The sequence below is a fragment of the Methylobacterium sp. Leaf99 genome (assembly GCF_001422375.1).
Taxonomy (GTDB): Bacteria; Pseudomonadota; Alphaproteobacteria; order Rhizobiales; family Beijerinckiaceae; genus Methylobacterium.
Genome location: NZ_LMMU01000007.1, coordinates 593,824 through 617,438, shown reverse-complemented (window position 1 = coordinate 617,438; position 23,615 = coordinate 593,824). Strand labels below are relative to the sequence as shown.

At 65.4% G+C, this 23,615-nt stretch carries 27 protein-coding genes and 1 pseudogene; 14 read left to right on the top strand and 14 right to left on the bottom strand.

The window, feature by feature from the left end; all coding sequences use genetic code 11:
• Positions 1-28: 28 nt before the first annotated feature.
• The 4 genes from ASF28_RS13770 to ASF28_RS13755 form a co-directional block, all read right to left on the bottom strand.
• Entirely contained in the window at positions 29-991 is a 963-nt protein-coding gene (locus tag ASF28_RS13770) for a glutathione S-transferase family protein (RefSeq protein ID WP_056093406.1), read from the bottom strand.
• Positions 984-2,033, bottom strand: a complete 1,050-nt coding sequence (locus ASF28_RS13765; protein ID WP_056093404.1) for an LLM class flavin-dependent oxidoreductase — start codon at positions 2,031-2,033, stop codon at positions 984-986. The genes ASF28_RS13770 and ASF28_RS13765 overlap by 8 nt, the downstream gene beginning before the upstream one ends.
• A gap of 92 nt (positions 2,034-2,125) precedes the next feature.
• Entirely contained in the window at positions 2,126-2,737 is a 612-nt protein-coding gene (locus tag ASF28_RS13760; RefSeq protein WP_056093401.1) for an FMN-dependent NADH-azoreductase, read from the bottom strand.
• 181 nt (positions 2,738-2,918) lie between these two features.
• Positions 2,919-3,680 carry an SDR family NAD(P)-dependent oxidoreductase gene (locus ASF28_RS13755; protein ID WP_056093396.1) on the bottom strand — a complete coding sequence of 254 codons (762 nt, stop codon included), beginning with the start codon at positions 3,678-3,680 and terminating at the stop codon, positions 2,919-2,921.
• A gap of 116 nt (positions 3,681-3,796) precedes the next feature.
• Here ASF28_RS13755 and ASF28_RS13750 point away from each other — a divergent pair, with 116 nt between their 5' ends.
• The 4 genes from ASF28_RS13750 to pcaD all read left to right on the top strand — a co-directional run bounded on the left by ASF28_RS13750 (position 3,797) and on the right by pcaD (position 6,979).
• Positions 3,797-4,735 (top strand): LysR family transcriptional regulator, encoded by a 939-nt coding sequence (locus ASF28_RS13750; RefSeq protein ID WP_056093393.1) that lies wholly within the window; start codon positions 3,797-3,799, stop codon positions 4,733-4,735.
• Positions 4,736-4,771: 36 nt separating this feature from the next.
• Positions 4,772-5,218, top strand: a complete 447-nt coding sequence (locus tag ASF28_RS13745) for an Rrf2 family transcriptional regulator (protein WP_056093390.1) — start codon at positions 4,772-4,774, stop codon at positions 5,216-5,218.
• A 141-nt stretch (positions 5,219-5,359) separates the two neighbouring features.
• The gene (locus ASF28_RS13740; protein ID WP_056093387.1) at positions 5,360-6,004 is read left to right on the top strand and encodes an NADPH-dependent F420 reductase; all 645 of its coding nucleotides are present in this window, start codon (positions 5,360-5,362) and stop codon (positions 6,002-6,004) included.
• Between the two features lie 183 nt (positions 6,005-6,187).
• Positions 6,188-6,979, top strand: coding sequence for a 3-oxoadipate enol-lactonase (gene pcaD, locus ASF28_RS13735; RefSeq protein ID WP_056093384.1), 792 nt, complete (start codon positions 6,188-6,190; stop codon positions 6,977-6,979).
• Between the two features lie 199 nt (positions 6,980-7,178).
• On the opposite strand, the gene ASF28_RS13730 is transcribed toward pcaD, so the two are convergent.
• Complete coding sequence (locus ASF28_RS13730) at positions 7,179-8,057, bottom strand: LysR family transcriptional regulator (RefSeq protein ID WP_244475014.1); 879 nt, start codon at positions 8,055-8,057, stop codon at positions 7,179-7,181.
• Between the two features lie 125 nt (positions 8,058-8,182).
• On the opposite strand from ASF28_RS13730, the gene ASF28_RS13725 reads away from it, so the two are divergent.
• The 6 genes from ASF28_RS13725 (at position 8,183) to ASF28_RS13705 (ending at position 13,966) form a co-directional block, all read left to right on the top strand.
• Positions 8,183-9,352 (top strand): YbfB/YjiJ family MFS transporter, encoded by a 1,170-nt coding sequence (locus ASF28_RS13725; protein WP_157085590.1) that lies wholly within the window; start codon positions 8,183-8,185, stop codon positions 9,350-9,352.
• Entirely contained in the window at positions 9,352-9,930 is a 579-nt protein-coding gene (locus ASF28_RS21880) for a carboxymuconolactone decarboxylase family protein (protein WP_082476561.1), read from the top strand. The genes ASF28_RS13725 and ASF28_RS21880 overlap by 1 nt, the downstream gene beginning before the upstream one ends.
• Before the next feature lie 290 nt (positions 9,931-10,220).
• Entirely contained in the window at positions 10,221-11,120 is a 900-nt protein-coding gene (locus ASF28_RS13720; protein ID WP_056093375.1) for a LysR family transcriptional regulator, read from the top strand.
• A gap of 135 nt (positions 11,121-11,255) precedes the next feature.
• Positions 11,256-12,212, top strand: coding sequence for an alpha/beta fold hydrolase (locus tag ASF28_RS13715; RefSeq protein ID WP_056093370.1), 957 nt, complete (start codon positions 11,256-11,258; stop codon positions 12,210-12,212).
• Positions 12,213-12,298: 86 nt separating this feature from the next.
• A complete protein-coding gene (locus tag ASF28_RS13710; protein WP_056093368.1) occupies positions 12,299-12,916 on the top strand; it encodes a pyridoxamine 5'-phosphate oxidase family protein in 618 nt (205 codons plus the stop codon).
• Between the two features lie 30 nt (positions 12,917-12,946).
• Positions 12,947-13,966, top strand: coding sequence for an SLAC1 anion channel family protein (locus ASF28_RS13705; RefSeq protein WP_443189738.1), 1,020 nt, complete (start codon positions 12,947-12,949; stop codon positions 13,964-13,966).
• Positions 13,967-14,185: 219 nt separating this feature from the next.
• On the opposite strand, the gene ASF28_RS13700 is transcribed toward ASF28_RS13705, so the two are convergent.
• Positions 14,186-15,088, bottom strand: a complete 903-nt coding sequence (locus ASF28_RS13700; RefSeq protein WP_056093363.1) for an SDR family oxidoreductase — start codon at positions 15,086-15,088, stop codon at positions 14,186-14,188.
• Between the two features lie 98 nt (positions 15,089-15,186).
• Between ASF28_RS13700 and ASF28_RS13695 the strand changes: the two genes are divergently transcribed.
• Entirely contained in the window at positions 15,187-16,050 is an 864-nt protein-coding gene (locus ASF28_RS13695; RefSeq protein ID WP_056093360.1) for a helix-turn-helix transcriptional regulator, read from the top strand.
• Between the two features lie 399 nt (positions 16,051-16,449).
• Here the strand turns inward: ASF28_RS13695 and ASF28_RS21875 are convergent, their stop codons facing one another.
• The 7 genes from ASF28_RS21875 to ASF28_RS13670 all read right to left on the bottom strand — a co-directional run bounded on the left by ASF28_RS21875 (position 16,450) and on the right by ASF28_RS13670 (position 20,637).
• The gene (locus ASF28_RS21875) at positions 16,450-16,962 is read right to left on the bottom strand and encodes a BLUF domain-containing protein (RefSeq protein ID WP_082476560.1); all 513 of its coding nucleotides are present in this window, start codon (positions 16,960-16,962) and stop codon (positions 16,450-16,452) included.
• Positions 16,963-17,104: 142 nt separating this feature from the next.
• Entirely contained in the window at positions 17,105-17,515 is a 411-nt protein-coding gene (locus tag ASF28_RS21870) for a BLUF domain-containing protein (protein ID WP_082476559.1), read from the bottom strand.
• A gap of 91 nt (positions 17,516-17,606) precedes the next feature.
• Entirely contained in the window at positions 17,607-18,500 is an 894-nt protein-coding gene (locus tag ASF28_RS13685) for a cobalamin B12-binding domain-containing protein (RefSeq protein WP_056093354.1), read from the bottom strand.
• Between the two features lie 281 nt (positions 18,501-18,781).
• Positions 18,782-18,916: a hypothetical protein gene (locus ASF28_RS23610; RefSeq protein ID WP_274533126.1), complete on the bottom strand. Its 135-nt coding sequence runs from the start codon at positions 18,914-18,916 to the stop codon at positions 18,782-18,784.
• A gap of 116 nt (positions 18,917-19,032) precedes the next feature.
• On the bottom strand, positions 19,033-19,668 hold the full coding sequence (locus ASF28_RS13680; protein WP_056093352.1) for an NAD(P)-dependent oxidoreductase: 636 nt from the start codon (positions 19,666-19,668) through the stop codon (positions 19,033-19,035).
• 168 nt (positions 19,669-19,836) lie between these two features.
• Positions 19,837-20,232: a DUF4149 domain-containing protein gene (locus ASF28_RS13675; RefSeq protein ID WP_056093349.1), complete on the bottom strand. Its 396-nt coding sequence runs from the start codon at positions 20,230-20,232 to the stop codon at positions 19,837-19,839.
• A gap of 126 nt (positions 20,233-20,358) precedes the next feature.
• Complete coding sequence (locus ASF28_RS13670; RefSeq protein ID WP_157085589.1) at positions 20,359-20,637, bottom strand: hypothetical protein; 279 nt, start codon at positions 20,635-20,637, stop codon at positions 20,359-20,361.
• A 474-nt stretch (positions 20,638-21,111) separates the two neighbouring features.
• On the opposite strand from ASF28_RS13670, the gene ASF28_RS13665 reads away from it, so the two are divergent.
• From ASF28_RS13665 to ASF28_RS13660, 3 genes and pseudogenes are all read left to right on the top strand, one after another.
• A complete protein-coding gene (locus ASF28_RS13665; RefSeq protein ID WP_056093344.1) occupies positions 21,112-21,474 on the top strand; it encodes a c-type cytochrome in 363 nt (120 codons plus the stop codon).
• 15 nt (positions 21,475-21,489) lie between these two features.
• Positions 21,490-21,711 (top strand): annotated as a pseudogene (locus ASF28_RS23730) (NAD(P)H-binding protein); the annotation flags it as partial.
• A 98-nt stretch (positions 21,712-21,809) separates the two neighbouring features.
• A complete protein-coding gene (locus ASF28_RS13660; RefSeq protein WP_056093342.1) occupies positions 21,810-22,421 on the top strand; it encodes an SOUL family heme-binding protein in 612 nt (203 codons plus the stop codon).
• A gap of 412 nt (positions 22,422-22,833) precedes the next feature.
• Here the strand turns inward: ASF28_RS13660 and ASF28_RS13655 are convergent, their stop codons facing one another.
• Positions 22,834-23,490, bottom strand: coding sequence for a DUF3829 domain-containing protein (locus ASF28_RS13655; protein ID WP_274533129.1), 657 nt, complete (start codon positions 23,488-23,490; stop codon positions 22,834-22,836).
• Positions 23,491-23,615 lie beyond the last annotated feature (125 nt).

Sequence of the window (23,615 nt, the reverse complement as noted above, 5' to 3'; positions counted from 1 at the left end):
GAAGGCGGCCTGGACCGGTCCGTGTCGCTCAGTTCGACAGGCGCTCCCGTCCCGAGGGCGCATCGAAATCGAGGTCGGGGCCGAGGGGGACGATGCGGCTCGGGTTCAGCCAGGGGTGGCTGCCGTAGTAGTGCCCCTTGATGTGCCCGAGATCGACCGTCGGTCGGATAGCCGGGTGCTGGTAGAGGTCGCGGGTGTAGGCCCAGAGCGCCGGGTACGTGACGAGCGCCCGGCGATTGCACTTGAAGTGGCCGTGATAGACCGCGTTGAAGCGCACGAGGGTCGTGAACAGCCGGATGTCGGCCTCGGTGAGCGCATCGCCGACCAGGAAACGCTGTCCGGCAAGGCGCTCCTCAAGCCAGTCGAGGGTATCGAAGACCCCCTCGATGGCGGCCTCGTAGGCAGCTTGCGTCGTGGCGAAGCCGGCTCGGTAGACCCCGTTGTTGAGGTTCGCGTAGACACGCTCGTTGACGGCGTCGATCTCGGCGCGGTGGGCCTCCGGATAGTAGTCACCCGCGGTCGCCCCGAGCCCGTCGAAGGCCGCGATGAACATCCGCAGGATCTCGGCGGATTCGTTCGAGACGATGCGACCGGTCGCCTTGTCCCACAGCACCGGCACGGTCACGCGCGTCGTGCAGTTCGGATCGGCCAAGGTGTAGAGCTGGTGGAGCGCTGTCACGCCGTTGACCGTGTCGGGGACGACCCCGGGGCCCGGCGCGAAGGTCCAGCCGTCCTCGCCCATCAGCCAGTGCACGACGGAGAGGCCGACCATCGGCGCGAGCCCCTTGAGGCTGCGCATGATGAGGGTGCGGTGCGCCCACGGGCAGGCCAGGGAGACGTAGAGGTGATAGCGTCCTGCCTCGGCCCGGAAAGGACCGTCGTCCGCGGTGACCCGGTCCCGGAAGACCGAGGGCGGCCGACGCAGCGTGCCGTCGGACAGCACGCTCTCGATCCCACCGGTGCGCCATACGCCGCCGATCAGCTCACCCATGGCTTGGCTCCCCCAGTGCTTTCTTGACGGCCGGCGACACCTCGGTGCCGAGCAGCGTGATCGAGCGCTGCATCGCCTCGGTCTCCAGCATGGCTGAGCTCATCTGGAAGGTGATGCGCGAGAGCCCGCCAAGCGCCTCGCTCGCCGCGAGGACCTTGTCGCGGACGGTGCCGGGCGAGCCGATCAGGAAGGCGCCCCCGGGGCCGCACATGGCGTCGAACTGGGCGCGGGTGACGCGGGTCCAACCGCGCTCGCGCCCGATCTCGGTGAACATGTGGGCCCAGCCGGGGTAGAAGGCGTCGCGGGCGGCGCGGTCGGTGTCGCCGACGAAGCCCATGGCGTGGACCCCGACCTTGAGCGCCTCCGGTGCGTGGCCCGCCCTGCGGCCGGCCTCGCGGTAGAGGTCGACGAGGGGGCGGAAGCGCTCGAAGCCGCCGCCGATGATGGCCACCATCAGCGGCAACCCTAACGTACCGGCGCGGGCGAAGGAGGCCGGGGTGCCACCGACCCCGAGCCAGATCGGGATCTGCGCCTGATGCGGCCGCGGGTACACGCCCTGGCCGTTAAGGGGCGCCCGGAAGCGACCGCTCCAGGTCACCTTGACCTCGTCGCGCAGCTTGAGGAGCAGGTCGAGTTTCTCCGCGAACAGGGCGTCATAGTCCTGCATGGCGAAGCCGAAGAGCGGGTAGGCCTCGCCGAAGGAGCCCCGCCCGACCACGATCTCGGCGCGCCCCTTGGCGATGAGGTCGACAGTGGCGAACTCTTGAAAGACCCGCACCGGATCGGCGGCGCTCAAGACCGTGACCGCACTGGCGAGGCGGATGCGCTTGGTACGCGCCGCCGCGGCGGCCAGGATGACCGTGGGGGCGGCATCAAGGAACTCCGGACGGTGGTGCTCGCCGATGCCGAAGACGTCAAGGCCGACCCGGTCGGCGGTCTCCACCTCGGCCAGCAGCGCTTCCAACCGGTCCGCCGGCGGGACCGTTCGGCCCGTCGCCGGGTCGGGAATCGTGGCGGCGAAGCTGTCGATACCGATTTCCATCGTCTTGTCCTCGGCGGGATCGGTCGGGCCGACCCGCGGTCGCTCAAGGCCGGCGATGCCGTCGGCCCTTCGATTGCCTGTCGGTGCCGGGCTCAGGCGGCGAGCGCCGCGACCTGCGCCTTGGCCTCGGCGACGGCGTGCTCCTTCGTCTCCCCGCCCTTCGCGAGGCCCTCGGCCCGCACGATGGTGATGTCGGTGAGCCCGATGAAGCCCAGCGCGACGCGCAGGTAGCTCTCCTGATGGTCGAGGCCCGCAATCGGGCTGTCCCCGGAGTAGGCGCCGCCGCGGGTCGAGGCGACGTAGACCGTCTTGCCCTTGACCAACCCCTCGGGGCCGTTCGGTCCGTAGTTGAAGGTCTTGCCGGCGACGCAGACCCGGTCGATCCAGGCCTTGAGCTGCGACGGGACCGAGAAGTTGTACATCGGCGCGCCGATGACGATGACTTCGGACGCGAACAGGTCGTCGACGTAGGCGCCGCCCTTGGCGAGATCCTCGCCGAGGGCCTGGCTGCCGACCTCGCCGCCCTGGAAGACCGCCAGGTGGGCGTCCGACAGGTGGAGGGTCGGGTCGGCGACGAGGTCGCGTCGGATGACCTCCGCGCCCGGGTGGAGCGCCTGCAGCCTGGCCACGATGTCGGCGGTGAGCGCGCGGCTGACCGAATGAGCGCCGAGGATGCTTGAATCGATGTGGAGGATTTTAGTCATGGTGTGGGCCTACGGGCGAACGATAAGGGTATCGGGGTCGATGGCGGGAAGCCGCCACCCCCGAGGACACGCTGATTAGACGACCCGCCCGGGCATCGAGGAAGCCAGTTCGTTGCGATGCTTACCATCGGGCGTGGCGATGGACGACGGTGGTGAACCCTGTGAGGATCGCGGCGTTCTCTCACAGGAACATGCCGCCGGAGACCTCGATGCGCTGTCCGTTGACCCAGCGGTTGGCGTCCGAGAGCAGGGAGGCGATGGCGGGGCCGATGTCGTCGGGGAGGCCGACGCGGCCGAGGGCGGTCTGGCCGGCGATCATCTTATTGAGCCCGTCGTTGTCGCGCACGACGCCGCCGGCGAAGTCGGTCTCGATGGCGCCAGGCGCAATGGCGTTGACCGCGATCCGTCGCGGTCCGAGCTCCTTGGCCAGGTAGCGGGTCAGCGTCTCGACGCCGCCCTTCATCGCCGCGTAGGCGGCGTAGCCCGGCAGCGAGAAGCGGGTGAGCCCGGTCGACAGGTTCACGACGCGGCCACCGTCGACGATGACCGGCAGCAGGGACTGGGTCAGGAAGAAGACGCCCTTGAGGTGGATCGACATCAGCCGGTCGAACATCTCCTCGCCGGTCTCAGCGAAGGGCGCGGCGATGCCGATGCCGGCGTTATTGACGAGGAAGTCGACGGTCTCGCGTGACCAGGTCTCCCGCAGGCCCTGCCGAAGTCTGTCGACGAAGGCCGGGAAGGATGAAACCTCCGCCGTATCCAGCCGGAGCACGATGGCCTTCCGGCCGAGTCCCTCGATCTCGCGTGCCACCGCGACCGCACTGCCCTCGTCGCTCCGGTAGGTGACCACGACGTCGACGCCGGAGCACGCGAGGGCCAGGGCCGTGTTCCGTCCGAGGCCTCGGCTGCTGCCCGTCACCAGGGCGATCTTGTTCGTGTCCATGGGCTTTCCCTTCGATGCGGCGGCATTCCGTCGGACACATTCCATGGCCGCGACCGCGATGGCACTCCGTACGTTTCGATGTTATCCATCGGCTTTCCCGATGGATCGCTCTCCCCATGCTCGACGGATTGTCTCTGGACCAGTTGCGGATCTTCGAGGCGGCGGTCGACGAGGGCAGCTTCTCGGCGGCGGCCCGAAAGCTTCGGCGGACGCAATCCGCGGTCAGCGAGACGATGGCCAACCTGGAGGCGCAGCTTGGGGTCGTCCTGTTCGACCGGAGCGCCCGCTACCCGCGCCTCACGACCGAGGGGGCCGTGCTGCTCGCCGATGCCCGGGCCATCGTCGCGGGCGTCAACGGCCTGAAGGCACGGGCCAAGGGCATCGCCGGCGGGTTGGAGCCCGAGCTCACCGCCGTCATCGACGTGTTCTTTCCCATTACCGCCTTCGCCGAGGTCGCACGGGAGTTCCGGGAGAGCTTCTCCGCGACCCCGCTGCGCCTCTACGTCGAGGCGCTTGGAGCAACTGTCCAACCCGTTATGGACGGGCGCGCGAGCTTCGGCCTGGTGGGTTCGCTGCCTACCTTGCCTGCCGGCCTCACGGCCGAGCGCCTAACCAGCGTGACCTTCGTCATGGTCGCGGCGGCGGATCACCCGCTCGCGGCGCATCGCGGACTCATTCCGAAGGCCGCGCTGGCCGAGCACGTACAACTCGTCCTGACGGACCGATCCGATCTCTCGGCCGGGCGCGAGTTCGGCGTGATGTCGCCCTCGACCTGGCGGCTGGGAGACCTCTTCGCCAAACACGCCTTCCTGCTGAGCGGCCTGGGCTGGGGCGGCATGCCGCTTCACATCGTACGCCAGGACATCGACGACGGCCGCCTCGTGATCCTGTCCATCGAGGATATTCCGGAAGGCGGCCTCTCGCTTCCGATGTCCGCGGTTTACCGGACGTCCGAGCCGCCCGGTCCGGCTGGCCGCTGGATGATCGAGCGCCTCAAGCAATGCCCGAACCAGGCTTTCGTCGAGGAAGCGGTTGACGAACCAGGAAATGTGTAATACCGACGGTGACACACCAACGGTTCAAACGCTCCGATGCCAACCAGTTCCCGCTTCGTCGTCGCCGTCCACGTCCTCGCCGCGCTTGCGGTCGGTGACGGAAAGCCGATGCGGTCCGAGGATCTCGCCTACTCCGCTAACACCGGGGCGGTCGTCATTCGCGGGTTGCTCTCTCGCCTGAACGACGCTGGCTTGACCAAGTCCCAGTTGGGGGCCGGTGGCGGCGCCCTGCTCGCCAAGGATGCCGCAGCGATCCGCCTCATCGACGTCTACGAGGCGGTCGAGGACACGGAATTGTTCACCCTTCACCGGACGGCGCCCTGCGCGAACTGCGCCGTCGGGGGCAACATCCAGGAAGCGCTCCGGCCGACCCTGGATCGGGCGCGCAAGTCGATGGAGGGCGAGTTGTCCGGGGTCACGGTCGCCGACATCGCCGCCGAGGTGGCACGACTGGGCAAGTTCACGATCCCTCTCGTCTGGTGAAGCTTTACCAAATTCTGTCGTAGCGACGACGACATACTATCATATATGTCATCCCGCGCGACCGATCATGGCGGGTCCTCGGCCTTCGGGGCGCCGACGACCCGTCTTCCCCAGCCCCGCATCCACACAGGAAACAAGTCCATGAGTATCGGCATCATCGGTTCGGGCGCCCTCGGTTCGAACGCGGCCCGGGCCTTCGCCGCGAAGGGCCTCGACGTCATCCTCTCGAACAGCCGCGGTCCGGAGTCCCTTGCGGGCCTGGTCCAGGAGATCGGACCGCACGCGAAGGCCGGGACCATCGCGGAGGCCGCGGGCGCCGACATCGTGCTGGTAGCCGTGCCGTGGGTCCACATCCAGGCGGCCCTGCACGGCCTGCCGGCGTGGAACGGCCGCGTCGTCATCGACGGCACCAACGCGGTCGAGTTTCTCGCCCCCGACTCCCCGGACCGGAACGACGCGAGCAACCCGCTCGCCGCCTACGGCATCAAGGCCATCGACCTCGGCGGTCAACATTCCAGTGCGGTGTTCAGCGAGTTCGTCCCGGGTGCCCGCGTGGTCAAGGCGTTCAACCACCTCGACGTCAATGTCCTCCCTGAGCCCGAGACGGCCGGCGGCAAGCGCGTCCTGTTCTACTCGGGCGACGACGTCGCGGCGAAGGGCGCGGTCCGCGACGTGATCGAGACCGCGGGCTTCTTCCCCATCGACCTCGGAACGCTGGACGTCGGCGGGCCCCTGGCTGGACTGCCCTTCGGGTCGCTCGCCACCCTGAACCTCGTAAAGATCTAGGTGGGCCGACCATCGACCTCGGGGGCATTGCTCCCTGGGGTCGATGAGAGAGGCTGGCGTCCGGACTGGCATGAACGTCCGGAGGCTTGCTGCCGACGCTCGCTATTAAGACCGCTGGGATTGACCGCCCTCCGGGCATCCCCCCTACTCACATTGGACGCGGCGAGAAGACGGGAACCCGATATGCCACTGGTCCACGTCAACGGTCTCTCCCTGAACTATGAGTTGACCGGCCCTGGCGGCGCGCCAGTCGTCGCCTTCTCTAACTCCCTTGGGACGACGATGGCGATGTGGGACGGCGTGGCGCCTCGTGTCGCCGAACGCTATCGGGTGCTGCGCTACGACACTCGTGGACATGGGGGCTCGGCCACCCGCGATGAATCCTGCGAGATCCTGGACCTGGCAGGGGACCTCCGCAACCTGCTCGACATTCTCGGCATCGAGCGGGCCCACTTGGTCGGCCTTTCGCTTGGCGGCATGACCATGCAGGCATTGGCGGCCGCCGAGCCGGAGCGGGCGTCGAGCCTGACCCTTATGGCGACCGCCGCCCATCTGCCGAGCGAGTCGATGTGGAACGAGCGGGCGGCGACCGTACGCGCGACGGGGATGGCGGCGATCATGGAGCCGACGTTCCAGCGCTGGTTCACGCCGGGCTTCGCGGAGCGATCTCCTGCCGTGTTCGTGCCTATCCGGGACGCCTTCGCCGCGTGCAACCCGGCCGGCTATGCGGTCGCGTGCGGAGCGATAGGCCGGATGGACCTGCGGCCCGTGCTGAACCGCATTACGGCGCCGACCCTCGTCGTAGCCGGACGCGACGATTCGTCGACGCCACCGGCGATGGCCGAGGTCATCTGCGAGGGCATCCCCCAGGCGGAGTTAATCCTGTTGCCGCGTGCCGCGCATATGCTGGCCGTCGAGCGACCGTATCCGACCGCAAGCCATCTGCTAGCGTTCCTTGATCGGCACATGAGTTGACAGTCAGATCCGATGGGATCGCTCTCTGCATGTCTGCTTTCGAGGGAAGGCCAAGTCCCTAACCTACGGCGTGGTTGGGTCGAGACCCGTCCGTCCGTTCTACGACCGGGTCAATTGGGAAGCGGAACGTACGCTTTACCAGTAGCGGGTCCATAGTCTTTGTAAAGCACTCGTGTTCACGGGCAATCTGGAATCCTTTCTATGCTGCCCGTTCATTGACACGTGCGCTGGGCAGCAGCGCGATGAGGGCTTGCAATGGCTCACTGGCCGCTCCGGGCCAGACGAGATGCGTGCGGTTGATGCGCAGGTGAGGCGGCAGCGAATGGCGCTCGACGGCCGTGCTCAGTACTGCATGATCCAGCACTTCCGCCGGCACGATCGCTGCCCCTGTCCCAGCAGCCACGCACGCCACGATGGCGTGATACGAACTCATCTCCAGAACACGCTGAGGTGATGCGCCTCCTTCCGTCAGCCACTCGATGAGGCGCTGACGGTAGGAACAGCCATGGGGAAACGCCACAACAGTCCGCCCACCCAACTCGACAGCGTGGCGGACTGTCGGCACCCCTCGGGCGGTAATCAGCACCAGTTCCTCGTCAAAGGCCGGCATCGAGGATAGATTTCCCCGCTCGAATGGTTCGGACACGAAGGCCGCTTCGACCTCAAACAGCTCCAGCTGGCGCAGCATCGCGCGGGTCGTACCGGTTTGCAGTTCGATGGTCACGTTGGGGTTCTGCGCATGAAAAGCCGACAGGATCGGCGGCAGCCGTGCACCGGCCGCGCTTTCTAAGGATCCAAGCCGGAGCACGCCGCGCACGATACCACTGCGCAGTTCCTGTTCGGCTAGGTCGGCCAACTGCAACAGCTTATCGGCATGCCCGAGCAGGGTACGTCCGGCATCAGTGAGGGTCAGGCTACGCCCTTCGCGTCGGAACAGAGCTACCCCAAGCCGCTCCTCGAACTGTTTAATCCGCGTGGTGACGTTGGAGGGCACCCGGTGCAGCTGGTGTGCGGCCCGCGTGATACCGCCTTCGCGAACGACGCTGCGGAAGATGTGTAGGTCGTTCAGATTCATCATTCTCATGCAGAGAACGATACGTCACGATAATTCATTTTCCAAGAAGTGGGAAAGGTGTTCAATCGGACCATCCAATGAGCACGACACACTCTGCTCCCGCCCAGCCCAGTCCCGCGACCCGGCCCGTGGTCGCCAGCGGACTCGTCGCACTTGCAATGGCGATGGGGGTCGGCCGTTTTGCCTTTACGCCGCTGATGCCGCTGATGATCCGTGACGGTACGATGGACGCTACCACCGGTACGGAATGGGCAGCAGCGAACTATGTTGGGTACTTCGTGGGTGCCCTGACCGCCTCGTGGTTCAGCGACAACCCGCGTCGTGGTCTGCTGCTGAGCCTGATCGGTGTCGCTCTCACGACCCTGGCGATGGTGGCAGTTGATGCCGTTCCCACCACCCTGCTCGGGGTCATGCTGCGCGGGGCAGCTGGTGTGTTCAGCGCCTGGGCGCTGGTGTGCGCGAGCAGCTGGTGCCTGGCCGAACTTGCCCGGCGTCGGGCCGGGCAACTGGGCGCGTGGATTTACACGGGTGTCGGTCTCGGCATTGCGATAGCCGGTGTGCTGGCTTGGCTCGGCGGACGCCAGCGGGCGGACTGGCTTTGGCTTGAACTGGGGCTCATCGCCAGTGCCGGAGCGGTGCTGGTTTGGACGCTGTCACGGGGGCAAAGCACGACCCCGGCCGAGATCGAAGAACGCGAGGCTACAGCAATCGCTCCGACGCGAGGGGGCGGGCAGTTGGCTCTGGTTCTCTGCTACGGAACGTTCGGGTTCGGCTACATCGTGCCGGCCACGTTCCTGCCGGCCATGGCGCGCGAACTAGCTCCCGATCCCCTAGTGTTCGGGTTGACTTGGCCCTTGTTCGGCTTCGCCGCCGCTCTGTCGGTCGCGGCCGTGGCCCGCTGGCTGCCAAGCACATCCCGTCAACGACTGTGGGCTCTGTCACAGGGCGTCATGGCGCTCGGCACCGCCCTGCCGCTATTCGTCCAAGCTCTCTGGGCTGTCGCGGCCTCAGCGGTCTTGGTCGGCGGCACGTTCATGGTCGCGACCATGGCCGGCTTGCAGCTCGCCCGCGAGGCGCAGCCGGACAATCCGACCCCGCTCATTGCGCGAATGACCGCTGCGTTCGCCGCCGGACAGATCGCTGGCCCACTGCTCGTCCGCGCGCTCGGTTCCGACCGCTGGGCCGGCTGGGATGCGCTCAGGTGGACGGGCGCTCTCGCTACGCTGCTGCTAGTGCTGACGGCACTATGGCTCTGGCGCAGCACCAAAACTTCCCTCAAAAGCCTGAGGCCCGTCTGATGCTTTCCAACCGTTCCGCCACCGCTACACCGTCCTTTCCTGAGGCCGGACTTCCCGAACGCCTTGGGCCACCAGCCACGCTCGATGCAGAGCAGCAGGCCGCTGCCGAAGAGTTAATCAACGGTCCTCGCCGGGGGGTCTACGGTCCGTTCCGCCCACTGCTGCACCGTCCGTCGTTACTCCAAGCGGTCGCCAAGGTCGGGGAGACCCTGCGCTATGCCGGGACCCTCGACGGCGCGTTGCGTGAGTGGACGATATGCGTTGTGTCGCGGGAGCTGTCCAACGTGTTTGAGTGGGACATGCACCTGCCGCTCGCGGGAGCAGCCGGTGTGCCGCCGGCTGCGTTGGCGGCGGTTGAGCGCGGTGCACCGCTCCCAGCCGACCTCCGGGTCGATCTAGTCCTAGCACATGCTGTAGCCAGCGAACTCGTCCGTCGGCATCGTGTAAGTGATGAAACGTATGCCGCAGCTCTTAGCACGTGGGGTGAGGCGATCACGGTCGAGTTGCTGACGTTGGTTGGCTACTTCGTGATGGTGTGTTGGCTGATGAACGTCGCCCGCACGCCGGGGCCTCAATAATACGGGTCTGCTTCGTCCGCTGCGGCCTTCAATCCGGACGTTTGCCTAGCGACTATCGAGCCGCTGCTTCCCATCCTGAGCCGAAGTTGCCGGACGTCCGACGAGCGGCCGCTTTCGGGAAGCGCCGACTGCTACTCGTACGGCTGGCTTGGGTCGGGTGCGGAACGTCGGCTTACGGATAGGCGGCCAGCTTTCGCTGTTGGGGCCGAGTGGAAGCCATTCGTGGCGCCTTCGAAAATAGTGCCGCTGTCGTATTTTTATACGGAAGCGTTCGGTTTACGGATGGCGACATGGACCGACTCGACGCCATGTCCGTGCTGCTCGCCGTCATCGAGGAGGGCAGCCTGTCCGGCGGCGCGCGCAGGCTGCGCCTTCCCCTCACCACGGTGAGTCGCAAGGTCTCCGATCTCGAACGCCACCTGGGAACTTGCCTCCTGAACCGGACGAGCCGCCGGATCGATCTGACGCCGAGCGGACAAGCCTACGTCACGGCTTGCAAACGCATTCTCGAACAGGTGCAGGAGGCCGAGCGGGCGGCTGCGGGCGAGTACACGACACCGCGCGGTGAACTCTTCGTCACTGCCCCAATCGTCTTCGGCCGTCGGCACGTCGTTCCGGTCGCCACGGAGTTCCTGACCGCGCATCCCGAGATCGACGTCCGGCTGCTCCTCATCGATCGCCAGATGAATCTCGTCGACGATCATGTCGACATCGCTCTGCGGATCGGCCCTCTAGCCGACAGCGCGCTCCTGGCCACGCGCCTCGGCTCGGTCCGCCGTGTCGTTTGCGCGAGCCCGGCCTACCTCGCGCGCCGTGGCGTGCCGAGCGCGCCCGAGGAACTGAGCACCTACGAAGCCGTGACGTTCCAGGGCTTTCCCGCCGCCCCGGAATGGCGCTTCCAGCAGGGCGCCAAGACGATCACCGTTCCGGTCCGCGCCCGGTTGACCGTCAATACCGCGGAAGCCGCCGTCGACGCGGCGCTGGCCGGTCTCGGCGTCACCCGCGTGCTTTCGTATCAGGTCGCCTCGGAGATCCGATCAGGCGCGCTCAAGCTCATCCTGGAAAGCTACGAGCCCGAGCCGTTGCCGGTCAGCTTCGTCCATCCGGAACAGGGGCTCATGCCGCTCAAGGTGCGGGCCTTCCTCGATTGGAGCGTTCCGAAGCTTCGAGCCCGCATGGCTGCCCTCTGACGACTGTCACAGCCTTCCATTTTTCGGAAGTGAAACTCCCGAACGCATAGGCTTATACCAAAATGCGGATGAGCCTAAATCTCTCCTCGAAAGCCGGAACGCATCACGCACCGGCCCTCTTCGAGGAGAATAACGATGACCGATCTGATCGTCCCGGCCCTTCTGTCGGCATCCGCCCTCGCCATACAGGCCGCGGCGTCGAGGAGATTGGCCCACCCGACCATCCCCGTGATCCATCATCGCACGGCTACGATCGACGGCGTCGACGTCTTCTACCGGGAAGCCGGTTCGGCCGATGCGCCGGTCGTCGTCCTGCTCCACGGCTTTCCGACCTCGTCGCACATGTTCCGCAACCTGATCCCGCTCCTCGCCGACCATTATCGCGTCATTGCGCCGGACTATCCGGGTTTCGGCGAGAGCGACGCTCCGGACCACAAGACCTTCGCCTACACCTTCGCGCATTTTGCCAACATCGTGGATGAGCTGCTCGGCCGCCTTGGAGCGACGCGCTATGCCCTCTACGTGATGGATTACGGGGCGCCCGTCGGCTATCGCCTCGCCCTCAAGCATCCGGAGCGCGTCACTGCCCTCGTGGTTCAGAACGGCAACGCCTACGAGGAGGGGTTGCTGGCGTTCTGGGACCCGATCAAGGCCTACTGGGCCGACGATTCCAAAGCGAACCGCGAGGCCCTGTCGGTCCTCGTCGCTCCGGGCACGACGAGGTTCCAGTATGTCGACGGCGTCGCCGACGTCTCGCGCATCGATCCCGATAACTGGCGCCACGATCAGGCACTTCTCGATCGTCCCGGCAACAAGGATATCCAGCTCGACCTGTTCCGCGATTACGGCACGAACGTTCCGCTCTATCCCGCATTCCAGGCGTTCTTCCGTGCGCATCAGCCGCCGACGCTGATCGTCTGGGGCCGGAACGACACGATCTTCCCGGCCGAGGGTGCGCATCCCTACCTTCGCGACCTGCCGGACGCCGAAATGCACCTGCTCGACACGGGACACTTCGCGCTCGAAGATAAGCTAGACGTCATCGCGCCGCTGATGCGCGACTTCCTTGACCGCAGCCTGTCGTCCCACTGAACCACCCATGGCCAGAGCGGCTGCCGACCGGGCCTGAACGGGCTCGGCCACGGCGCCGATTTGGCCCACGTCGCAGGAGGTCCGCGATGAGACACCGCTTCTTCGATCTCGCCTTCACTCCATCCGTCCAGGCGGAGCAGGCTCGCATGGGCTCGCGCGAGGCCTATGCTGATGCCGGCGCCGCGATGGTGCCGGACGATTCGCTTACCGCACGCGAGGGCGCCTTCATCGCCGCGCGCGACAGCTTCTATCTCGCCAGCGTTTCCGAGACCGGCTGGCCCTACGTCCAGCACCGCGGCGGGCCGATCGGATTCGTGACGCGCATCGACGACCGGACGCTGGGCTGGGCCGAGTTCGCGGGCAACCGCCAGTACGTATCGGTGGGCAATGTCGCTACGAACGACCGGGTGGCGATGATCTTCATGGATTACCCGAACCGGCGGCGTCTCAAGGTGCTCGGCCGCCTGCGCGTCGTCGACGGCAGCGAGCGCCCGGACCTCGCCGCTTGCTTGGCCGCGCCCGGCTACCGGGCGCGGGTGGAACGCTTCGCCCTCGTGACGATCGAGGCGTTCGACTGGAACTGCCCGCAACACATCACCCCGCGCTTCAGCGAGGCGGAAATCGCGACGGCCGTTGCCCCGCTCCATGCGAGGATCGCGGACCTCGAAGCGCAGCTGGCGAGAGCGCCCGCCGCCGTCGATTGATCGTCGACCTCCCCTATACGGAGCCTTCCCATGTCAGATGCTTCCTCGAAGCCGACGCCGATCGGTCTGCCGACGATTCCACGCATGGGTTGGCGGCAGCTCGATTACCTGCCGGTCGGCCTCTTCGCCTCGGTGATGGGGCTGACCGGTCTCAGCTTCGCCTGGCGCCTCGCCGAAGCCCACTACGGCGCACCGGCCTTGCTGGCCGATGCCATCGGCTGGGCAGCGGTGGCGGCCTTCGTCGTCATGACCATCGGCTACACGGTGAAGCTCGTCACCGCGCCGGACGCGGTCCTGGCCGAGTTCCGGCATCCGATCGCCGGCAATCTGTTCGGGACCCTGCTGATCAGCCTGCTTCTTTTGCCGATCGTGCTCGCGCCCATCCATCTCCGGCTCGCTCAAGGGATGTGGGTCCTGGGCGCTGTCGGCATGCTGGCCTTCGCCTGGGCGATTGTGACCCGCTGGCTGAGCGAACGCCAAGTCGCCGCCCACGCGACACCCGCCTGGATCGTCCCGGTGGTCGGCCTTCTCGACCTGCCGCTGGCCCTGCCCTCGCTCGGCTTGCCACATACCCACGGTGTCATGGTGCTCGGCCTCTCGGTCGGCCTTTTCTTCGCGGTTCCGCTGTTCACGATGATCGTGTCACGGCTTCTGTTCGATGCCCCACTGCCGTCCGCCCTGCAGCCGTCTCTGCTCATCCTCGTTGCGCCGTTCGCTGTCGGCTTCGCGACCTATGTGACGACGACGGGTACGGTCGATCTGTTCGCGGAGGCGCTCTACGCGCTCATGCTGTTCATGCTAGCGGTCCTTATGCCGCGCCTCAGACATCTGCCGCGCTCCTGTCCGTTCCGGGTGTCCTGGTGGGCGGTCAGCTTCCCGCTCGCAGCTTCTGCCACTACGGCCCTGAGGTTCGCGGCAGCCGAGCCCGGACTAGCGACGGACGCCGTCGCCGTGATGCTGCTAGCAGGCTCGACGATCGTCATCCTGGGGCTCCTCGCGCGCACTCTGCTCGGCCTAGCAAAAGGCGAGTTGCGCACGCTCAGCTCGTGAATGGACCGTCACTGCCTTCAGAGATCATGGACGATCCGCTACAACAGAACGTCAGCGAGTCAAACGACCGCTTTCAGGCTCCTCACGAATTCTCTGCAACGGCAAAGTTGGGTCGGGACCCGTCCGTCCGCTCTACGTTTAGGTCGGATGGGTTTGCGACTTTCCGCGGTCGAAAGCTGAAGGCATCGAAGCGGCCGTTCTCAAGCGTCGTCCACCTTCTCAAGACGAGGCATGGGAGTAGTCCATCCGCTCAAGGTCGGCCAGCAGGCCCAGTCCGGTCGGACGCCAGCCGAGCTGAGCCTGCGTCCAGACACTGGAGGCCGACATGTCATGGCCGGCGAACAGACCGAGCCACCCGAAGTGTCCGGCCACCTCTTCCGACGACAAGGCGGCCACGGGCACCTTCAGGCCGCGGCCGATGACCTCCGCGATGGCGCGGGCGCTGACACCCTCCTCGGCGACCGCGTGGTAGCGAGCACCGGCCTCAGCCCTATCCGCCGCGAGGCAATAGAGGCGCGCGACGTCAAGGACGGGACCTGCCGCCCACCGGTTCGCTCCGTCCCCGACATAGGCCGATACGCCCTTGGCGCGCGCGAGATCGACCAGGTAGGTGACGAGCCCCTGCTTGACCGTGTCATGGACCTGCGGGAGGCGCATCACCGATACGTTCACCCCCTCGTCCAGGAGCTTCGCTCCCGCGAGTTCCGAGGCCACACGGGGGTTCGGGTACTCGGCGTTGAAAACGTCCTCGCGCGCCGGCTGCCCCGGGGCCGAGCAACCGAAGCCGACCCCGGACGTGATCAGGAGAGGACGGTCGGACCCCTTGAGCGCCGAGCCCAGGGCATTGATGGCGCGCCGGTCCTTCTCGCAGTTGGCGACGAAGTTCGAAAAGTCGTCGTGGTCGAAGGCGGTGTGGATGACCCCATCCGCCAGGGCAGCGCCGCGATGGAGGCTGTCGATGTCCTCCAGGTTGCCGAGGAACGGTTCGGCGCCGGCTTCGACAAGGGCCCGTGCCCCAGCCTCTGACCGTGTCATCCCCAGGACCCGATGGCCCGCGGAGAGAAGTTCGGGGACGATGGCCGAGCCGATGAAGCCAGTGGCGCCGGTGAGGAAGATGAGCATGAGATGCAGTCCGATTGGGTCCAGACGCCAACTATCCGCTCACGGTCGATCCCGTTAAGTAGTGACCGTATCCCGGTATACCGACTAACAGGATCGCCATGCTTGCCAGCTCGGAAACCTCGCTCGGAGCATACCTGCGGGACAGGCGGACCAGGCTCGATCCTGCCGCATTCGGGTTCTCGGGCCGCCGGCGCACGCCCGGCCTGCGCCGGGAGGAGGTCGCCCAGCGCTCGAACATTAGCGCCACTTGGTACACGTGGCTGGAGCAGGGTCGTGGCGGAGCGCCCTCGGCCGACGTTCTAAACCGCATCGCGGTCGGGCTGATGCTGACCGAGCCGGAGCGCGAGCACGTGTTCATGCTCGCTCTTGGGCGTCCTCCCGAGGTCCGCTACACGCCGAAGGAAGGGATCACCCCGCGCCTGCAGCGGTTGCTCGACACGCTGGAGGTCAGCCCCGCGCTGATCAAGACGGCGACCTGGGACGTGGTGGCCTGGAACCGCGCCGCCGCCGTGGTGCTGACCGACTGGGACACGGTCCCTCCCAGCGAGCGCAACATCCTGCGCCGCATGTTCGGCGACCCACGTGTGCGGGCAGCTCAGCATGATTGGCTTAGCGTCGCCCGCTATGTCGTCGGCGCGTTCCGGGCTGACGCGGTGCGGGCGGGCGCCGCATCCGAGGTCAACGCACTGGCAGAGGAACTCAGTCGCACCAGCGCGGAGTTCGCAGCCCTGTGGCAGGAGAACGACGTCCGGGCGCACACGGACGGGGTCAAGCGGCTCCGGCACCCGATCCTGGGCTCCATCGAGCTGGAGTTCTCGGCCTTCTCCGTGGACGGCCGTCCAGATCTCGGCATGATCGTCTACAACCCCGTCACGCAAAGCGTTCGGGATGGAATTTGCGCACTCCTTCGGGGGTCTCACGATAGGGTCGAGACCGAGTACCCCCTTACGGAGCCCCACTAGGAGGGTATGGGCTGGTGGCAGTCCGGGACCTACTACTCTGCTCAACGTCCAGCCTGGGTGGATTTCTGCCATTCCGGTTTCGGGTGACAAAACAAGAAAGCCGACGTTCACTTCGATAGCGGCGCTAGGCAGCTCTGCGCCATGAGCAGACCTTCGACCGAAGACACTGGAATGGCCGCTTGGAGCCCAGCAGCTACCGTTAAGATGGCATCGTTGGTCCGGCGGCCATAACGTCCTGAATGGATAATCGCCCGAATGGCGTCCGCCCCGGCCACGACACGGACCCGAGATGAGGTGAGGCTTCGAACTCGAACGGGACTACCCGCAGGCGCGGGGGCAACGTAGGCTTCGATGCGCAAGCGTCCGAAATCAGATCAGCAAAAAACGATCCGTCTGGTCCTAAGCGTTGCTTCGAGACCTGCCGGAAAGCGGATTTGCGTCCTGATCACCTCGACCGAGCGGACCCAAATCGAGTTGTTTGAGAATCCTCATCAGCGTCATGCGGTTGATCTGATCTTCTGCATTTTCGAGCGCATCCTGGAGCACCAGACGAATATCCTCGGCTTCGACCTTCTCCATGTCCCAGTTCGGATAGAGACGCTCCCGCTCTTCCTGGCTCTGACTCAGCGAAACAATGTCATAATGGCGTTTGTCGCTATGGAGTGTCGCGATCAGTTTCTGTATTTCGGCGGCTGGCCCCTCGATCCACTGGAAGAAAACGCCGCTGCCGAAAACCAGCACCCCGGTTATGCCATTGGCAAGATTGTTGCGCTGAGACGTCTCGACGATGCGACAAACTTCTGATTCGTTGATTCCTTCAGCAGCACGACTGCAGTAGACGAAATGGCAGAGCTCGGGCAGCCGAGTCTCGTCAAAATCGGCGCGGTGCGGGATGCCGTATTCATCGAACATCAATGAGCTCTCTTCATGTCAGCAAAGAGTACCAAGGAGAATATTGCAGGACGGCAATGGTTAATTTAGCCGGCGGCCATCGCTCAACTAAGGATATTTGGCGCTAACTGCTTACAAATCTATCGGTATCATAGAAGACCTGCTAGGCGTCAACACGTTCAGGTTCATTCGAAAGCCGCTCGAATGTTTGCAGAACCTGCAGATCGGTGGCGCGCTCAATCGCTCCATTCGCAACTTCGGCTTGTGACCACATCCAAGAGCGGGCTGGATCATCGCGCATCGCCCAGCCGGGGAACAAACGGTTCGTTACGGTGTGATAAGACAACCGCCTGATCTCCAGATGCCGGTCATCCCTCAAGATTCGTGCATAGGTGGCGTCCAGCGCTTCGGCCGAGCCCTCCAACAACTGCATATAGACATCTGCCCTGCAAATGAGGGCGCCGGTGATCCCATCGCGCGAGTTGCATCGCCGCGATTGTGACAGAATGCCATTGAGGATCGCCTGATCAAACCCGAATGGGCGTGAGGCATAGATGAGCTGAACGAGAGACATTGCCGTTGGATCCTGTCAGGCCGTCGGATCGGTAGAAAAATCTACATTGGTTCGTTCGAAAGCTGGAAAGAGGTGTGATTGCTGATTTTGATCATGGCTTTGTCGGGCGTTCGGACTTCGCAGACGAGAGAAGTCTCTGCGCAAGGAGCACCGCGGTGGGGGCATCGACCGCTGAGGCATCGGCGCCGACCCGTTCGACGTATTCGGGATGCTCGAGGAAGACGGGCCCCCCGACCATGACGCCAATCGAAGGATTGAGCGACGCCCGTCGTACCGCCTGGATCGAGGCAGCGAGTTGATCGAGGTGGCCCTCCCGGCTCAGGGTCAGACCCACCACGCCGAACGGCTCCAATCCGACAAGATCCGCGATCTCCTCGGGGCTGGAGGCAAGTCCGCTCGCCACATGCCAGCCGGCCTTCCGCATGAATTGCTCGACGATCGCCAGGCCGAAGGTGTGGAGTTCGCCCGGTGCTCCCATCAGGAGGATACGACGCTCACTGTCGTAGGGCGCGATGCCTCCGTCCGTGCGGAACGTGGCCAACAGGAACTGGAGTTGGGCGAGGCCAGCCGTGACCTCGATGAAGTCGCACAGATCGTCATCCCACATGCGTCCCAGCAGGGCCGCCGAAGGTGCCAATAGGTCGAGGAACAGATCGTCGACGCAATAGCCTTTTGCGGTGAGCGCGGTGAAAGCGCTCATGAGGGCCGTGACGTCGTGCCCAAGGATCAAATCCGTGAAGCCCGAGACCGCTTCCGTATCGAGCTTCGGCAGAATGTCCGACCGGACTTGCCTCTCGCCGCGGTCGAGCAGCATCAGCCGGGGGATGATGTCCGTCTGAACGATGCGGCTGAGCGCCAGGGTTCGTTGCCGTGCCTCATTGGCGGACCTTCGTCGTGCATAGTCCTCGCGGACATTCGCCGCTTCAGCGATCCCCTCCGTGATCAGACCGGCCCACTCCCGGTGGGAAAATCCCTGACCCAGCATTGCCTCATCCCCATGGTCCGGGGTTGGCATCCCCGTTTGCTGTTGACCGTCGTCCGGCGAGTACGAGGCTCAACAGAGACGCAAATGCGCGAGTTGTAAAGCAGGCGACTTTCCGGATGCGTCCGGCCGATATCCGCCGTTCCTGACTATCGGCCGTTCCTGGCGCCAGGGAAATACGGCCCCCATCCGCCGGGATACGGGTCATCGAACCTCTGCCTCTCGTCGATTCCTGCGGAACGGACCGAATGCTCTTCGCCCCACGTGGACGTCCGGGAGAGAAATCAAGGACTGGAATTCCGATCCGAGGGGTGGAAGGCCACCCCGGCGGCCCAGTGCTTCGGGAGATGGCGGTAGGCGGCGATTGCGACGAACGCCCACGCGATGACCGGCAGGATCACGGAGACGGGGGCGACCATGCGGGTCGACCTGGGCCTCGGACGGGAGCGGAGCGACTCCGAGGGCAACGTATGGTGCGTACCGGCATCCGCGACAGGTTACGCATTTGGAAATGTTTGAGTCCGGCCGCGGTCGATTAGCCGATCAGGACAACGGCCTTTCGCACGGAGGTCGGCCGGTCGACCTGTCCGACGATGAAGTGGGCGACGTCGGCCCGCGAGATCAGGCCGTTCCGCCACGACGGTGGCTCTGTGAGGATCTTGTAGCGACCGGTCGCCAATCCGGGCGTGAGGACGCCGGGGCGGACGAAGGTCCAATCCAGGCCGCTCCTGCGGATGCGCATCTCCTGGGCGTCCTTGTCGTCGTAGGCGCGACCCAAGACGAGGCGGAACGGCACGCGCTGGAGCAGTCCAATCGCGTCGCGGCTGTCGCCGGTGCCGAAGCCGGTGACGGCGAGGATGCGTCGGACGTCGGCTTTCTCCATGGCCGGCACGAGCATGTTGGTCGCGTCCGAGAACAGTGTCACCGGGCCAAGCAGGTCCCTGACCGGCACACCGAGCGCCTGGACGACGACATCAACGCCGTCGAGGGCGGTGGCGACATCTCCAGCCTTCAGCGCGTTGCCCGTGAAACGCTCCAGACTCGCACCGGACAGTGCAATGGTTGTGGCCGAACGCGCGAAGGCCCGGACGCGATGCCCGGCCGCGAGCGACGCCTTCACGGTCTCCAGGCCGATACCCTTGCTGGCGCCGATGACGAGGACGTGGGCCATAGTCGTTTCCTGGATGGCGGGATGCGCGACAAGACCCAATCGACCGCGAACGCGCCATGCCGTCCCTTGACCGGCCGCTATACAATTCGACGACCGAGCTGCCCTGGAAGCCCAAGATTTCGTTGGCATGCCCCCGGGCATTGCTGAAGTCCCTCTGACCGAACGCGGCTAGGTGGAAAGTCTCAGGATCACTACGGACGACCCGACGATGTGCGCCAGGGTCACCAGGACCGACCCGGTATGAAGGATGCCAAAGCGAGCGCGATTGCCCATGTCGGTCGCCCCATTGATGGCCGGCATGAGGATCTGGCGCGCCAGGAGTGCCGTCACAGCAATCAGTCCCAGGATGAGCGCCGATGCCATATCGAGGGAGGCCGTCAACGCCGCGCCGCCGAGGGCGCACGCTATGACGAAGACGTAGAAATGCGGGAAGGCGCGGCGCAGGAGGGGGCCTGCCGCGTCGGCGGGCAGCGCGCTGAACAGGAACGATGCAAAGCCGAACGAGTACAGGACCATCCCGCCGAACAGGAGGGCCGTCACGAGGATAGCCGCTTGCGAGAGCATCGTTTCAAACCTCGATCACGTCAGCTCGCCCTCGTGGGCGGCATTCGGTTCGCTCGGCCGTGACAGCCGTTCCTTTTGTCGTGGAACGCTTCTCTGCTTCATGAGAGAGGTCAGGAGCGACGTCGCTCAGATTGAGTCTTCCGGTGTCCGCTTCGTGCAGGCCATGAACACTTCGCTGATCGTAAGGTCGGCATGCGCATTCATGCTCGCAGCATCATCGAGGCAGGACAGCACATCCTTGCGTGGAGCACCTCCATCGCTGGATTTCTCCAGCTGCTGCAGCAGGCGGTCCCGGTCCGCGCCCGTTGCGGCACGCCAGTCCCGCAGGGTGTCCTGCGGTTGCAAGGCCAAGGCTGGCATCGCAACCGATCCCAATATCAAAATCAGTAAATAGCGAACCGGCATCTTGGATGTCCCCCGATCAAGGTGGTCCTGGAGCAGTCAACGGTTACTTGATGATATCGCTTCAAAAGGCCTGATGAACGAGCATCAGGGCGGTCATCCGAGCCGGCAATCGTGTTGTCCGCCAGCACCCGCTGGTAGAAAGGCGTGACGTGCCGAGGACCGCCCTGGGCGGTGAGCCACGTTCCGGGGTTCACCGTTGCTATCTGTGAAGCCGAACTGCGTTGACGATGCGCCTTACCACCGCACGTGACCCCCACCGAGGCCTTCGCGCCGAATCCCGCCGCCAGCGCCTACAGATCCTCATGGAGCCGATCGATCGAATCTTATCCGCAGGGGCCTGGCTTCTATTGGCCGCATACGCTTTCCTCCAGGTCTGACCGGATCCGTTTTAGACTTGTTCTAGCGGCTCGAGTTCTGCGGTGTGGCCACCGGTCACGAGCGGACGTCGACTGCCGCACCTGGAGATCCACACCGATGCGTCCTCACCTTCTCGCCGCCGCCTTCGCAATCATCCTCCCCACCTTCTCCGCGCAGGCCCAGGATGCGGCTGCCGGCGAAAAGGTCTTCACGGCCTGCAAGGCCTGCCATGCCCTCGGGAAAAATTCCGTCGGGCCAAACCTTGTCGGGGTCGTCGGACGCAAGGCCGCTTCCTACGAAGGCTACAACTATTCCACCGCCCTCAAGGAGTCGGGCATCACGTGGGATGAGGCCAATCTCAAAGAGTGGCTGACCGGGCCTGCCGCCAACAAGGTCAAGGGCACCAAGATGGTCTATCAAGGCCTCAAGGATGAGAAGAAGGTCGCGGACGTCATCGCCTACCTGGCAACATTGAAGTAGGCGTCGCCGAAGCCCTTGCCGAACGACTTCACAAGCGGAGGCTCGGAAAAGGTCGGCCGCCGGCTCGCGCGCATGCCCGCCGATAGCGGTCATGCCGTCAGGTCGCTGCATCGCACGCCGGAACAGGCCGAGGGCCTCGCTGCCGTGGGAGCGATGGCGGTTCAGGGTGACCTGACCGCGACATCCCTCGATGCTCCGGCCGCGCTGATGGCCGGCAGCGACGCTGCGGTCTTCCCGGCCGGACAACCCCGTCGGCCGACATGCCTGACCTTGGACACCCGACTGCCGACCGCAGATCCCTCGCGTACCCCCCATGACCGAAGGATGCCTGGACCATGGACAAGCTCCTCTACTACCTCGTCACTCTCCTCGAGTCCGCGTTGTCGGTCGTGGGCATCCGCGGGACCTATGAAGAGCCGCGCTATGCAATCGTCGAGCACCTCGACCGTGGGGTCGAGGTGCGGGCCTACGAGGGACGCGTTGCCGTCGAGACGGATGCCGGGGGACAACAGGACGGGGAAGCGTTCGGCCGGCTTTTCCGCTACATCACCGGGGCGAATGGTGGCGGTCAGCGGATCGCCATGACGACGCCCGTTGAGAGCGAAGGCTGCCTGATCGCGATGACGGTCCCGGTCGAGCAGGGCGCCCGGGGAACCATGCGGTTCTACCTGCCGAGGACGGTGGTCGAAGCCGGTGCGCCGGAGCCCACGGAACCCGGTGTGAGACTGGTTCGCATCCCTCCGGAACGGTTGGCCGTCCTGCGCTTCTCCGGCACCGCATCGCCTGCGGCTCGGGACGAGCAGACCCGCATCCTGACGAATGTGATGGAAGCCGCTGGACGAAAGCCGGCGGATCGGCCCTTCTTCATGGGCTACGATCCGCCGTTCTCGGTGCCATTCCTGCGCCGGAACGAGGTTGCGGTGCGACTGCCGTCGCCCGCGTCGTGAATTGCGTCAACGGAGCGCCAAGCTTTTAGAAAGCTTCGACGGGGCCTGGGGGCTGAGGGGCCGGTGGCTCCGCCGGCGGATCGATCTCAGGGACCTGAGAACCGGGAGGCGGATCGCCGATGGGCGGGAGGAGATCGTCTCCGGGGCGTGGCGTATCGGACTGCATCATCCGGCTTCCGCGTCCTCCCGGCGAAGCGCACGCCGCCGGGAGGAAACGTGCATCGTACGGGATGGTCCCGTCGGCGCCGGCGGCGTCCGGCGGGACCGCCTAACGCGGGAAACGGGTCGCCGTCTGCGAGGATGAAATCAGGGTGTTGTAGTCGTTCATGATCCAGGTCGTGTCGATACGGCCGCGGCGTGCGTCGCCCTTCGCGCGGCCGAGCTTCTCGCGGAACTCGCGCAGCTTGCCGATTCAGGAAACCGGTCGGCCCTCGAAGCCGGAGAAGGAGCCCGGCTCGGCCGCGGCATACTCGTCCATGCTCCTGACGGCCGAGGCATAGGTGGCGAGTGCGGAGTCGAAGGCCGGCAGGTCGACGATGGGCTTGGCTTCGCGCGGGAGCAGTTCCACCACCGGACGCGTTCGGAGCATGACATTGGCGACGACCCAGCGGGCCTTGCGGCCTTCCCGCTTTTCGATCAGCGCGAGTTCGGCCTCGTCGCCCTTGAGCTTTTCCCGGGCGAAGAGCGGTTCGAGCTTCGCCCGTTCTTCCAGGAAGGCTCTGCCGGCCGGCGCCAGCTTGACATGCAAGGTCTTGCCCTCCGCCATCTTGTCGACCTTGTAATCCGCCCGCTCGTAATAGCCGTTCGCTTGCGCAATCAGCGGGGCGAGCGTTTCGTAGGCCGTGACGTACGGTGGGATGGCCGCGTCGAGCTCCGCCATGCGGGGTTCCGCATCGACGGCTGCCTTCGCCTTCGCGATCTCGTCGCGCACGTCGTAGAGTGAGTAGAGCCCGTACACGATGCTCTCATGACCTGTCGGGCCGGTGCGCATGTTCACCCAGCTTCTGTAACGCACCATCGACTCCGAGGCGCGGAGCGTCCGGTTCAGGAGCCCGACATAGGCGTTCAGCTTGCGGATGACGGCTTGCGTGGCGACCGTCTCCGGACCGGCCGGGACCGAGGTCTATGCAAGAGCCGGAACGCAGCCCACGATGACGGTCAGGAACACGGTGTGACGCGTCGGGAAGGTCATTG

Bases quoted from the DNA above. Each gene is read 5' to 3' on its own strand.
- ASF28_RS13770 (WP_056093406.1), bottom strand. From the start codon at position 991: ATGGGTGAGCTGATCGGCGGCGTATGGCGCACCGGTGGGATCGAGAGC.
- ASF28_RS13765 (WP_056093404.1), bottom strand. From the start codon at position 2,033: ATGGAAATCGGTATCGACAGCTTCGCCGCCACGATTCCCGACCCGGCG.
- ASF28_RS13760 (WP_056093401.1), bottom strand. From the start codon at position 2,737: ATGACTAAAATCCTCCACATCGATTCAAGCATCCTCGGCGCTCATTCG.
- ASF28_RS13755 (WP_056093396.1), bottom strand. From the start codon at position 3,680: ATGGACACGAACAAGATCGCCCTGGTGACGGGCAGCAGCCGAGGCCTC.
- ASF28_RS13750 (WP_056093393.1), top strand. From the start codon at position 3,797: ATGCTCGACGGATTGTCTCTGGACCAGTTGCGGATCTTCGAGGCGGCG.
- ASF28_RS13745 (WP_056093390.1), top strand. From the start codon at position 4,772: ATGCCAACCAGTTCCCGCTTCGTCGTCGCCGTCCACGTCCTCGCCGCG.
- ASF28_RS13740 (WP_056093387.1), top strand. From the start codon at position 5,360: ATGAGTATCGGCATCATCGGTTCGGGCGCCCTCGGTTCGAACGCGGCC.
- pcaD (WP_056093384.1), top strand. From the start codon at position 6,188: ATGCCACTGGTCCACGTCAACGGTCTCTCCCTGAACTATGAGTTGACC.
- ASF28_RS13730 (WP_244475014.1), bottom strand. From the start codon at position 8,057: ATGATGAATCTGAACGACCTACACATCTTCCGCAGCGTCGTTCGCGAA.
- ASF28_RS21880 (WP_082476561.1), top strand. From the start codon at position 9,352: ATGCTTTCCAACCGTTCCGCCACCGCTACACCGTCCTTTCCTGAGGCC.
- ASF28_RS13720 (WP_056093375.1), top strand. From the start codon at position 10,221: ATGGACCGACTCGACGCCATGTCCGTGCTGCTCGCCGTCATCGAGGAG.
- ASF28_RS13715 (WP_056093370.1), top strand. From the start codon at position 11,256: ATGACCGATCTGATCGTCCCGGCCCTTCTGTCGGCATCCGCCCTCGCC.
- ASF28_RS13710 (WP_056093368.1), top strand. From the start codon at position 12,299: ATGAGACACCGCTTCTTCGATCTCGCCTTCACTCCATCCGTCCAGGCG.
- ASF28_RS13705 (WP_443189738.1), top strand. From the start codon at position 12,947: ATGTCAGATGCTTCCTCGAAGCCGACGCCGATCGGTCTGCCGACGATT.
- ASF28_RS13700 (WP_056093363.1), bottom strand. From the start codon at position 15,088: ATGCTCATCTTCCTCACCGGCGCCACTGGCTTCATCGGCTCGGCCATC.
- ASF28_RS13695 (WP_056093360.1), top strand. From the start codon at position 15,187: ATGCTTGCCAGCTCGGAAACCTCGCTCGGAGCATACCTGCGGGACAGG.
- ASF28_RS21875 (WP_082476560.1), bottom strand. From the start codon at position 16,962: ATGTTCGATGAATACGGCATCCCGCACCGCGCCGATTTTGACGAGACT.
- ASF28_RS21870 (WP_082476559.1), bottom strand. From the start codon at position 17,515: ATGTCTCTCGTTCAGCTCATCTATGCCTCACGCCCATTCGGGTTTGAT.
- ASF28_RS13685 (WP_056093354.1), bottom strand. From the start codon at position 18,500: ATGCTGGGTCAGGGATTTTCCCACCGGGAGTGGGCCGGTCTGATCACG.
- ASF28_RS23610 (WP_274533126.1), bottom strand. From the start codon at position 18,916: ATGGTCGCCCCCGTCTCCGTGATCCTGCCGGTCATCGCGTGGGCGTTC.
- ASF28_RS13680 (WP_056093352.1), bottom strand. From the start codon at position 19,668: ATGGCCCACGTCCTCGTCATCGGCGCCAGCAAGGGTATCGGCCTGGAG.
- ASF28_RS13675 (WP_056093349.1), bottom strand. From the start codon at position 20,232: ATGCTCTCGCAAGCGGCTATCCTCGTGACGGCCCTCCTGTTCGGCGGG.
- ASF28_RS13670 (WP_157085589.1), bottom strand. From the start codon at position 20,637: ATGCCGGTTCGCTATTTACTGATTTTGATATTGGGATCGGTTGCGATG.
- ASF28_RS13665 (WP_056093344.1), top strand. From the start codon at position 21,112: ATGCGTCCTCACCTTCTCGCCGCCGCCTTCGCAATCATCCTCCCCACC.
- ASF28_RS13660 (WP_056093342.1), top strand. From the start codon at position 21,810: ATGGACAAGCTCCTCTACTACCTCGTCACTCTCCTCGAGTCCGCGTTG.